Annotated in this window: 10 protein-coding genes; 1 reads left to right on the top strand and 9 read right to left on the bottom strand. The window is 72.4% G+C overall.

Translation table 11 applies throughout. From position 1 onward, the window contains the following. The 9 genes from MOTC310_RS32445 to MOTC310_RS32405 form a co-directional block, all read right to left on the bottom strand. On the bottom strand, window positions 1-950 hold a 950-nt coding region (locus MOTC310_RS32445), incomplete at its 3' end, for a thiamine pyrophosphate-binding protein (RefSeq protein ID WP_331304752.1). A gap of 12 nt (window positions 951-962) precedes the next feature. Continuing rightward, entirely contained in the window at window positions 963-2,687 is a 1,725-nt protein-coding gene (locus tag MOTC310_RS32440; RefSeq protein ID WP_331290207.1) for an L-aspartate oxidase, read from the bottom strand. Further along, a complete protein-coding gene (locus MOTC310_RS32435; RefSeq protein WP_331290206.1) occupies window positions 2,684-3,295 on the bottom strand; it encodes a fumarate hydratase C-terminal domain-containing protein in 612 nt (203 codons plus the stop codon). The genes MOTC310_RS32440 and MOTC310_RS32435 overlap by 4 nt, the downstream gene beginning before the upstream one ends. 10 nt (window positions 3,296-3,305) lie before the next feature. Next, the gene (locus tag MOTC310_RS32430) at window positions 3,306-4,178 is read right to left on the bottom strand and encodes a fumarate hydratase (RefSeq protein WP_042672195.1); all 873 of its coding nucleotides are present in this window, start codon (window positions 4,176-4,178) and stop codon (window positions 3,306-3,308) included. Between the two features lie 30 nt (window positions 4,179-4,208). Next, window positions 4,209-4,586, bottom strand: coding sequence for a succinate dehydrogenase, cytochrome b556 subunit (locus MOTC310_RS32425; protein WP_091681695.1), 378 nt, complete (start codon window positions 4,584-4,586; stop codon window positions 4,209-4,211). Then, window positions 4,583-4,912, bottom strand: coding sequence for a succinate dehydrogenase/fumarate reductase transmembrane subunit (locus tag MOTC310_RS32420; RefSeq protein WP_020094913.1), 330 nt, complete (start codon window positions 4,910-4,912; stop codon window positions 4,583-4,585). The genes MOTC310_RS32425 and MOTC310_RS32420 overlap by 4 nt, the downstream gene beginning before the upstream one ends. After that, window positions 4,909-5,658 (bottom strand): succinate dehydrogenase/fumarate reductase iron-sulfur subunit, encoded by a 750-nt coding sequence (locus tag MOTC310_RS32415; RefSeq protein ID WP_331290204.1) that lies wholly within the window; start codon window positions 5,656-5,658, stop codon window positions 4,909-4,911. The genes MOTC310_RS32420 and MOTC310_RS32415 overlap by 4 nt, the downstream gene beginning before the upstream one ends. Then, window positions 5,655-6,680, bottom strand: a complete 1,026-nt coding sequence (locus MOTC310_RS32410) for an ABC transporter substrate-binding protein (RefSeq protein WP_331290203.1) — start codon at window positions 6,678-6,680, stop codon at window positions 5,655-5,657. The genes MOTC310_RS32415 and MOTC310_RS32410 overlap by 4 nt, the downstream gene beginning before the upstream one ends. A gap of 434 nt (window positions 6,681-7,114) precedes the next feature. Beyond that, window positions 7,115-7,999: a CDP-diacylglycerol diphosphatase gene (locus MOTC310_RS32405; RefSeq protein WP_331290202.1), complete on the bottom strand. Its 885-nt coding sequence runs from the start codon at window positions 7,997-7,999 to the stop codon at window positions 7,115-7,117. A 565-nt stretch (window positions 8,000-8,564) separates the two neighbouring features. On the opposite strand from MOTC310_RS32405, the gene MOTC310_RS32400 reads away from it, so the two are divergent. After that, window positions 8,565-10,262 carry a dihydroxy-acid dehydratase gene (locus tag MOTC310_RS32400; RefSeq protein WP_331290201.1) on the top strand — a complete coding sequence of 566 codons (1,698 nt, stop codon included), beginning with the start codon at window positions 8,565-8,567 and terminating at the stop codon, window positions 10,260-10,262. The last annotated feature ends 103 nt before the right edge of the window (window positions 10,263-10,365 follow it).

Raw genomic sequence — 10,365 nt, 5'->3', positions numbered from 1 at the left:
AGCACCGGCCGCGGATCGGCGAGGCCCGAGACGGCGAGGCGGTCGGCCGGCGCGCGGGCCAGCAGCGCCGGATCGGGATCGACGAGGGCGAAGCGGCAGTCGGGCGCGAGGGCGGGCGCCGCACCGAAGCGCAGGGTGAAGTCGAGCGGCTTGCCGAGGAGCACGAGGAGATCGGTCCGCGCCAGGATCTCCGCGAAGGCGCCGAGCGCCGGATCGTTGATCCCGCGCGGGCTCTCCATGCCGACGACCGGCAGGCCGAGAGTTTCCTCTAGCGTTGCCATGGCAGCCCGGCCGGAGGCGTCGCACAGCGCCGGGCCGCAGGCGATCAGCGGCCGCTCCGCCCCCGCGAGGGCGGCGAGGAGGTCGGACACGAGATCCGGCGCCGGCTCGGCGGCCCGGATGGCGGCCGCGGCCCGGTCCGGGATCCGCACCGACGCGGCGGGGACGGCCGCCTCCAGCAGGTCGACCGGCAGGCTGAGATGGACCGGTCCGGGCCGCCCCTCCCGGGCGATCCGGAAGGCCCGGGCGAGGTCCGGCCCGAGGGAAGCGACCGACCCGGCGGTCCAGGCGGCCTTGGTCATCGGCCGCGCGATGTCGGCCTGGGCCAGTTCCTGGAAGGCGCCGCGCCCGAGCTCCGACAGGCCCGCATGGCCCGAGAGCAGCAGCACGGGCGACTCGGCCGCGAGCGCCGTGGTGAGCGCCGCCGCGCCGTTGGTGTGGCCCTGCCCACCGGTCACCAGAGCGACGCCGACCTCGCCGGTCAGCCGGCCCCAGGCGTCGGCCATGTGGACGCAGGCCGCCTCCTGGCGGGTATGGACGAGGCTGATCCCGGTCTCCAGCAGGGCGTCGAAGACCGGCATGATGTGGTTGCCCGACAGGGTGAAGATCCGGGTGACGCCGAGCGCCTCCAGGGTCCGGGCCACGATGTCGGCGCCGCGCAGGGTCTGCATGGCGGGTCCTCCTCAGGCGGCGGCGTCGAGGAGCGAGCCGCCGGGCCGCACATGCGTGAAGTGCACCGGCTCCATCGCGAGGTCGAGCGCCCCGCCGCGCTGGCGGACCACCGTGTAGTGCGAGGTCGCGAGGTCCGAGGCCTCCGGGAAATCCTCGCGGAAATGGGCGCCGCGGCTGTCGGTGCGGGCGAGCGCCGCCCGGGCGACCGCCTGGGAGACCAGCACGAGGTTCTCGAGGTTCAGCCGGTCCATCCAGGTCAGCGCGTAGCGGCGGTCGCCGTCCGGCGCGCCGGCCCGGGCGACCGCGTCGGAGAGCCCGTCGAGGGTGGCGAGCGCCCGGGTCAGCCCGGCCGCGTCCCGCAGGATGCCGACATCGGCCCACATCGTCTCGTAGAGCGCCTCGCGGATCTCCGGCAGCGACTCCGCCGGCCGGCCGAGCGGGCCGTAGGCGCGGGCGAGGCCCGCCTCGATGGCGGCGGGATCGGGCTCGGCGAGGCGGCCCTCGCGCGTCACGGCCCGCGCCATGGACTGGCCGGCCAGCCCCCCGAACACCGTGGAATTCGCGACGCCGTTGCCGCCCAGACGGTTCGCCCCGTGGACGCCGCCGGTATCCTCGCCGGCAGCGTAAAGGCGCGGCAGCGCCGTGGTGCAGTCGACCGCGAACTGGAGGCCGCCCATCATGTAGTGGGCGGTGGGGATGACCTCGACGAGCCCGCCCGCGAGGTCGAAGCCGCAATCGGCGCAGCGCTCGACCATGCCCTTGAACCGGCGGCGCACGTCCTCGGGGCCGAGATGGCTCATCTGGATGTGGACGCCCCCGCTCGGCGTGGCGAAGCCGTCGCGCAACCGCCGCATGATCGAGCGGCTGACCACGTCCCGGGTCGCCCGCTCGGCCCGTGGGTCGTAGGCCTCCATGAAGCGCTGGCCGGTGGAATCGAGGAGCCAGCCGCCGGCCCCGCGCAGGCCCTCCTCCAGCACCGTCCCGGTCATGCGCGTGCCGGCGCCGGCGAGCAGCCCGGTCGGGTGGAACTGCACCATCTCCATGTCGCGCAACGGCAGCCCGGCGCGCAGAGCCATGGCGAGCCCGTCGCAGGACTTGTCGCCGGACGGCGTGTGGTACTTGTACATGGTCGGCCCGCCGCCGGTGGCGAGCAGCACGGCCTTCGCCCGCACCAGCTTCGGTTCGCCGGTGCGCATGTCGAGCATCAGCACGCCCGCCAGCCCCGAGCCGTCCCGGGCCGGGATCAGTTCCAGGGCGCGGTGGTCCTCCAGGCGGTGCACGTCCCGGCGCCAGACCTGCTCGGACAGGCGGTTGATGATCTCGATGCCTGTCAGGTCGCCCTTGTGCACCGTCCGGTCGAAGGTCTGGCCCGCGAAGGCCTTCTGGTGGACGCTGCCGTCCGGGTTGCGGTCGAAGAAGCAGCCGAGCTCGGTCTCCAGCTCGCGGATCCGCACCTGCGCCTCGGTGACGAGCGTCCAGGCGAGCGCCTGGTCGTTCAGCCACTTGCCGCCCTCGATCGTGTCCATGAAGTGCCGCTCGACCGAGTCGCCCGGCGCCAGCGCGACGTTGTAGCCGCCCTGGACCATGCGGGTGCAGCCGCACTTGCCGAGCAGCCCCTTCACCGCGACGGTGACGTCGAGGTCCGGCGCGGCCTTCTTGGCGTGGAGCGCCGCGAACAGCCCGGCCCCGCCGGAGCCGAGGATCAGGATGTCGGTCTCGACCTGTTCGGGGCTCATCGGGCGTTCTCGAGGGAGGCGATGACGGCGTCGCGCCGGGCGGCCACGTCGCGCTGCACGTCGGCGAAGAGCGAGCCGCCGTGCGAATCCATGCCGACCAGCAGCGGCCCGAAATCGCGGATCGCGAACTGCCACAGGCTCTCGGGATGGAGATCGTCGAGGTCGACGTCCACGATGGTCTCGATCCAGGTGGTCTCCAGCGCCGCCGCGCCGCCGACGATCGCCAGGTAGGCGCCGCCGCGCCGCGCGAAGGCGTCGAGGGTCGCCGGCCCCATGCCGCCCTTGCCGACGATGAGGCGCACGCCCTCGCGCTCCATCAGCGCGTCGGTGAAGCGCTCCATGCGCATCGACGTGGTGGTGCCGATGCAGAACGGCGCGAAGCCGACCGGCGCCTCGTTGGAGACCGGGACGCGGTGGACGTTCGGCGCGGTGTGGATCACCGCGTGGCCGTCGAGGTCGAGCCGGGTTTGGCGGCCCCGGTCGAACATGTGGATCAGGGTCGCGTCGCGGATGCCGAACAGCCAGCGCCGCAGGGTGACGGTGTCGCCGATCCGGAGCGCCCGGATCTCGGCCTCAGTGGCCGGCATGTCGAGGACGTGGTGGGCCACGGTCTGCTCCTCAATCGAACGCGATGCCGCCGGGCGTGAGCGTCGCGCGGGCGCGGCGGGCCGAGTGGCACTGGATGTTCACCGCGACCGGGTTCTGGGTGATGTGGGTCGCGGCGAGCTCGACATGGACGGCGAAGCTCGTGGACCGGCCCCCGAGCCCCTGCGGGCCGATGCCGAGTTCGTTCACGGCCCGCGACAGCTCGGCCTCGATCCGGGCGCCTTCGGGATCGGAGCAGACCGAGCGCAGCGGCCGGGTCGCCGCCACCTTGGCGAGGTGCATGCACAGGTCGGAGGTGCCCCCGAGCCCGACGCCCACGATGGTCGGCGGGCAGACCCGGCCGCCGAGCTCGATCACCCGGTCGATGACGAAGCGCTTGGCCGCGCCGATCCCGTCCGAGGGCAGCAGCATCTGCAGGAACGAGCCGTTCTCGGAGCCCGAGCCCTTCGGGATCATCTCGACCGCCACGGTCTCGGGCCGGTCGTCGAAGTCGACGTGGATGATCGGCACGCGGATGCCGCAGGAGGTCTGCTCGTTCCTGCGGGTGATCGGGTGGACCACCGAGGAGCGCAGGGAGAAGTCCTTGGTCGCCCGCTCGCAGCCGCGCCGGATCGCGGCCTTGAGCGCGGCGCCGTCGAAGCGCACGTCGGCGCCGATCACGACGTTGTAGATCGGGATGCCGGTATCCTGGCAGAGGATATTCTTCGTGCGCTCCGCGACCGCGACGTTCTCCACCATCGTGTCGAGGATGGCGCGGCCGGTGGCGCTGGTCTCGGCCCGCTGCAGGTCGGCGAAGCCCGCCTTGATGTCGGGGGGCAGGATCTTCAGGGCGCGGACGTAGAGGTCGCGGCAGACCTCCTCGAATTCGCGGATGTCGAGATCCATGGCGGGTCTCCGCTGGTGACGGTCGGGGGATCAGGCCCCGCTCAGGAGGAACAGCAGGCCGACCGCGAAGGCGGCCGCGAGACAGCCCGCCACGACGCGGGCATCGCGCTCGCGGAAGCGCAGCCACTCGATGGCGAGCACGCGCAACCCCAGCGCCATGTGGACGGCGAGCGCGCAGACGAGTCCCCATTCGGCCGTGCGGACGAGGCCGTTATGGGTGAGGCCGAGGAAGCTCTCCAGCCGGTCGGCACCCTGGAGCGCGGTGCCGAGCGCGATGAAGTGCATCGGCAGGAACAGCGCTAGGGCGATCCCCGAGAGCCGGTGGATCAGCGCGGCGGCGAAGCCGGGCCGGCGCAGGGACGCGCGGGTGATGCCGGCCCGCCCGGCCGTGCCCGGGGCGGTCCTCATGCCGCGTACACCGCGAGTGCCGCCCGCAGGCCCAGCCCGGCGAGCAGGGCCGAGAGGGCGATCATGGCGACGTCGAGGGAGCGGCCGCGCCAGCCGGTCCACTCGCGCAGGACGCTGCGCAGGCCGATCGGCGCGTGGATCGCGGCCGCCAGAACGAAGACCGCGTAGAACAGCAGGAAGGCGAGGTTGCCCTGCGTTCGGCCCAGGATCTCGCCGGCCGTGAGCCCGCCGCGCACCGCGTAGAGGATCGTGCCGAGATGGACCGCGACCGTGACCGCCAGGATCGCCGCGGTGCCGCGCTGCGCGAGGTACAGGAGCGGGCTCATCCGCGCCTCCAGAACCGGCGCAGCGCCGCCTTGCCGGTCTCGCGCTTGAGGCCCGCGATCGAGAAGGTCGGGCTCAGGCCTTTCGGGCAATGCTCGGTGCAGCTCATGTGGCTGTGGCAGGAGTGGCAGCCGGCATCGCCCGCCACCGCGGCGAGCCGATCCCGGTCGCGGTCGCGCACGTCGTTGACCAGCGTCCAGGCCCTGTTGAGGGCCGCCGGCCCGAGATAGTCGGGATTCCAGGTGACGAGGTCGCAGGCCGCGTAGCAGACGCCGCAATTGATGCACTCGATGCCGGCATCGACCTCCTGGCGCGCGGGCGAGTCCGGCTCGACCGTCGCGAAGTCGTCGGGCGGGTTCTCGCCGGGCTCGAAGTAGCCGTGGGCCCGGCGCCACTTCTCGAAGAAGGGCTCCATATCGACCGCGAGATCCTTCACCACCGGCAGGTTGCGGAGGGGCTCGAGGGTCAGCACCCCGTCCGGCGCGACCGCGGCCACGCGGGTGCGGCAGGTCCAGCGCGGGCGCCCGTTCACCGTCATGCCGCAGGAGCCGCACATGCCGACCCGGCAGGCGAACCGGTAGGCGAGAGTGGGATCCTGCTCGCGCTGGATCTCGGTGACGACGTCGAGCACGGTCTGGTTGGCCCGGCGCGGCACCGTGAAGGCCGCGACTGTCGCACCCCGCCGGATGTGGACCTGCAGCGACGCACTCGCCCCGTGCGCGGCGGCGTGATCCACGGCCGCCGTCACCGGGTGGCCTCCTTCGGCGCGCCGCCGGCACTGGCCGGCGCGGGGAAGAACAGCTCATCCTCGCCGGCGGCGGTGGCGGAGACCAGCCCGGCCCGGTTCATGTAGGCGAGGTAGTCGAGCATGCGCTGCGGCTTGGTCGTCCAGGCGTTCTGCGGCGCGCGGATGAGGGCGACGGCCTCGTCCTGCGAGATCTTCGACCCCTCCGCCCTGATCCAGAGCGCCGCGGCCCGGGCCGGGTCGTCGCGGATCAGCGTCAGGCTCTCCTCCAGCGCCGCCCGGAAGGCCGCCGTGACCGTGGGGTTGGCCGTGACGAAGCGGCTGGAGGCCCAGACGAGGTTGAAGGTGTGGGGGCCGCCCATCACGTCGTAGCTGTCGAGCACCTTGCGGGCCCGCGGGTCCTTCAGCTCCATCTCCTGGAAGGGCGGCGAGCCGAAATGCGCGGTGATCTCGGAGCGGCCACCCATCAGGGCGGTCTGGGCGTCCGGATGCCCCATCGAGACGGTGAGCGCGTCGAGCTTGCCCTGCTGGCCGGGCCCGAACGCCTTCTCGGCGGCCATCTGCAGGGTGATCGCCTGGATCGAGGTCTTGGCGGTCGGCAGCGCGATCTTATCCTGCGGGCCGAAATCCGTGATCGACCTGACCCCGGGATTGGTGGTCACCAGCCAGAGCGGCATCGCGTTCAGCGCCGCCACGCCCTTGACCTTGAGGTTGCCCTGCGTCCGGCCCCAGATCGTGAGGAACGGGCCGACGCCGCCGGACGCGAGATCGAGGTTGCCGGAAAGAAGGGCCTCGTTCATTCCCGAGCCGCCCGTGAAGCGCAGCCACTCGGCCTTGACGTCGAGGCCACGCTGCTTGGCCTGCTTCTCGAGCAGACCCTCCTCCTCCATCACGGTCAGGGGCAGGTAGGAGATCCCGAACTGCTTGGCGAGCCGAACGGTCGAGACTTCGGCCCGGGCGGCGCCGAGTGCCCCCCACAGCGCCGCGACCGTCCCGACGAGCCGGATGATGCTCCGTGCCGTCATGGCGCTCCTCACCTGTCTGTGCGCCGATCTTGCGAGTTCTGCGACTTCGTCGGCGTCGGAATGAGGATACGCCGCGGAGGAAGACTGTCAACACTCATGTGTCATATATATAATCGGTATGCCGAGCTGCCGTTGGCCATACCGTGACGCCCCGCGCGCGACGGGACCAGGGTAGGTGTCAGGGTTCCACCCGTTCGTGCCCGCGCCGGCATCGCGTTGGCGCCAACGTGACCGTCGTCAGACCCGGCCTGCGTCCCGAGGCGTCTCCCCACGGGCAGCGGCAGCGCGCTCAGTTTTGAGATCATTTATAAGACTTTGCCGGATGCGCGCGTTGCGGCCAGCCGCCGCGACGTCGCTCAGGACATGGCAGGCCGGGATGCGGCCCGCAGCCGTCACCGCGCCGCCCGAGCCGGCGGAAGCCGGATCCGCCCGCGTCAGAATTCCAGAGGCCGGAGCCCGGTCGACGGGGCCTCCGCCGCCAGGCCGCAGCTGTGGTCCTGCAGGACCTCGCCGTTGGACGCCCGGCCGAAGCGGCTGGTCACTAGGCCGTCCAGGAGCACGAAGCCCGGCTTCCCGCCCGGGAATTCGGCCCCCACGACAGCCAGCGCGTGCTCGCCCATGGCCGAGCGCGCGCCCTCGACGCGCGCCAGCAGGTCGAACGGGTCCGCGGTGCCGAGATCGTCGCCGAGCACGCGCATCGCCCTGTACGGGCGACCGACCAGCGGCTCGGCCAGGGGCGCCCAGCGATCACCGATCGCGGGCGCGAGGCGGCGAAGAGCGTCGCGGACGTCCCGGCGGACGCAGTCGATGTGGATGTGCAGCTGCCCCTGACTCCGCCGCAGCCGGGAGTTGACCGCGAGGCTGACGTCGCGCCGGTCGAGCGGATGTCCGAGGCGGTCCGCCACGAAGGTTCGGGCGCGCCACGCCTTGGCGAAGTAGTTCGTCGTCCCGGGCTGGAGGAGCACGGGGCTCTCGATGCCGGTGATGCGCGCCGTCGGGATCAGGAGGAACTGCGCCCGCCCGCGGCGGTCTTTGAGGATGGCGTATCCCTTCTCGACCCCGCCCTCCAGGTCGACCAAGCTGCACGGTGCGGGACCCTGTCCGCGCATCTCGTGGGGGACGCACGCGCCGTGCACGATCGCCCACAGGGCTCCGCCGTTTCCGAGGAGGTCGGGCACGACGGCGACGGCCAGCCAGATCGAGGTCGCCGCGAGGACGATCAGGGTGCCCAGCGATCTCCGCGACAGCCCGGTCCTCGCACGACCCGTCGAACCGCGCGGTGACGCGGTGCCCGCTCGGCCGCGGACGGCGTCACGCACCTGCCGGGTTAGCCCGACCGCGACTCTGCGCAAACCCATGACGTGACCCGGTGTCCGGTTGCCGCGCGAAGCGTCGGGTTCGCCGACGCCCGGATTGTCCTACAGATCGCCCGCGGCCGGAGCGACCTCTGTCCCGCTACGGATGCAACGTCGGGCAGATCGTGCCGACGGCGGGTGCCAGTGCTGTCGGTCACCGGGTCGAGCCGGACCCGGATCGGCGGCGTTGCCGGTTCCGGCGCTGGACGCAGTGACGCTGCGGCGCTTTTCGTGCTCCGGATCCCGCGCGGCCGCTTCCCGGACGGCTATCCGGTGGGCCATGCCTTGAGAGGCCTCGTCAGCGACGCCGAACTGGGACATGCCTCTCCACATCCCGATGCCGGTGCTGCGAGCGCCCGCAACCTAGCAGGCGGCGCTCCGCCGGGATCGCGGCGAGAACGACAGGGGCGGGATGAACCGGGCGTTCGAGGGCCTGCTCGACGCGCTCTTCCGTAGCCGGGAGCCCGGCGACCGCTGAGACAGACCGGACGGCCGGGGGAACCCAGGCCGCCCTCGCGAGGAGACGACCATGACCGACGAACCGCACGGCCTCGACCGCGGCCTGACCAATTACGGCGACCGCGACTTCGCCCGCTACCTGCGCCGCTCTTTCGCGCGATCGATGGGCATCTCGGTCGGCCTCCTGAACAAGCCGGTGGTCGGGATCGCCATGACGCCGTCGGGCTTCAACAACTGCCACCGGGGCATGCCCGAGCTGGTCGAGGCCGTCTCCCGCGGCGTGCTGGCGGCCGGCGCCCTGCCGCGGCCGTTCCCGACCGTGTCGCTCGGCGAGGTTTTCCTCAACCCGACCAGCATGATGTACCGCAACCTCATGGCCATGGACACCGAGGAGATGATCGGGGCCCAGCCGATGGACGCGGTGGTGCTGATCGGCGGCTGCGACAAGACCGTGCCGGCGCAGCTCATGGGCGCGGCCTCCGCCGACCTGCCGGCGGTCCAGCTCGTCACCGGCCCCATGTCCACCGGCCGCCACAGGGGCCAGCGGCTCGGCGCCTGCACGGATTGCCGGGGCTTCTGGGCCAAGTACCGGGCCGGCACCGTCGACGCCGAGGAGATCGCCGAGGTCGAGGGCCGGCTGTCGGTCACGGCCGGCACCTGCGCGGTGATGGGGACGGCCTCGACCATGGCGTGTATCGCGGAGGCGCTGGGCATGTCGTTGCCCGGCACCGCGGCGATCCCGGCGGTGCATTCCGACCGGCTGGTGGCCGCCGAGGAGACCGGCCGCGCGGCGGTGCGGCTGATCCAGTCGAAGATCCGGCCCTCTCAGGTGATCACGCAGAAATCGGTCGAGAACGCGATCCGCGTGCTGATGGCGGTGTCGGGCTCGACCAACGCCATCGTGCACCTCACCGCCATCGCCGGGCGGCTCGGCATCCGGATCTCGCCCGAGCGCTTCAATCAGATCTCCGACGAGACGCCGGTGCTGGTCGATCTGAAGCCCGTGGGCCAGGGCTACATGGAGGATTTCCACGCCGCCGGCGGCATGGGGGCGCTCCTGCGCGAGTTGCGCCCGCTCCTCCACCTCGACACCGTGGACGTGGAGGGCCGCACGCTGGCCGAGCGGCTCGACGAGCCCGCCGGCTGGGTCGACCGCGCGGTGATCCGCACCGCCCAGGATCCCGTATCGCCGGTCGGCGGCCTCGTGGCTTTGTCCGGCAGCCTCGCGCCGGACGGGGCGATCTTCAAGCGCGCGGCGGCGACGCCCGAGCTGTTCGAGTCGGAGGGCCGGGCGGTGGTGTTCACCGGCCTGGAGGATCTGGCGGCGCGTATCGACGATCCCGAGCTCGACGTGGCGCCCGGCGACATCCTCGTCCTGCAGAATGCCGGACCGCACGCGGCGGGCATGCCGGAGGCCGGCTACCTGCCGATCCCCAAGAAGCTCGCGCAGGCGGGGGTGAAGGACATGGTGCGCATCTCCGATGCGCGCATGTCCGGCACGGCCTTCGGGTCGATCGTCCTGCACGTGGCGCCCGAGGCCGCTCTCGGCGGGCCGCTGGCGGCGGTGCGCGACGGCGACCGCATCCGCCTGTCGATCACGGACAAAAGCGTCGATCTCCTGGTCGCGGAGGACGAGATCGCCCGCCGGCTCGCCGACCACCGGCCGCCGCCGGTCCCGACCCGGGGCTACAAGGCGCTCTACCGGCGCAGCGTCACGCAGGCCCCGGAGGGCTGCGATTTCGACTTCCTCGCCAAGGCCGAAGGCTGACGGCCCGGGCCGTCCTGTCCGGGTGCATCGGACGACCCTGTCGGACGCCGTCGACCCGTACCCGCGGCCGCGCCGCGCGCCGACCTCTGCGGCGGCGTCGGGA

The sequence above is a fragment of the Methylobacterium oryzae genome (assembly GCF_036441375.1).
Lineage (GTDB): Bacteria > Pseudomonadota > Alphaproteobacteria > Rhizobiales > Beijerinckiaceae > Methylobacterium > Methylobacterium oryzae_A.
This window is presented reverse-complemented; position numbering and strand designations above follow the sequence as displayed.

Coding starts and splice junctions, on each gene's coding strand:
- MOTC310_RS32440 (WP_331290207.1), bottom strand. CDS start 2,687: ATGAGCCCCGAACAGGTCGAGACCGACATCCTGATCCTCGGCTCCGGC.
- MOTC310_RS32430 (WP_042672195.1), bottom strand. CDS start 4,178: ATGGATCTCGACATCCGCGAATTCGAGGAGGTCTGCCGCGACCTCTAC.
- MOTC310_RS32425 (WP_091681695.1), bottom strand. CDS start 4,586: ATGAGGACCGCCCCGGGCACGGCCGGGCGGGCCGGCATCACCCGCGCG.
- MOTC310_RS32420 (WP_020094913.1), bottom strand. CDS start 4,912: ATGAGCCCGCTCCTGTACCTCGCGCAGCGCGGCACCGCGGCGATCCTG.
- MOTC310_RS32410 (WP_331290203.1), bottom strand. CDS start 6,680: ATGACGGCACGGAGCATCATCCGGCTCGTCGGGACGGTCGCGGCGCTG.
- MOTC310_RS32400 (WP_331290201.1), top strand. CDS start 8,565: ATGACCGACGAACCGCACGGCCTCGACCGCGGCCTGACCAATTACGGC.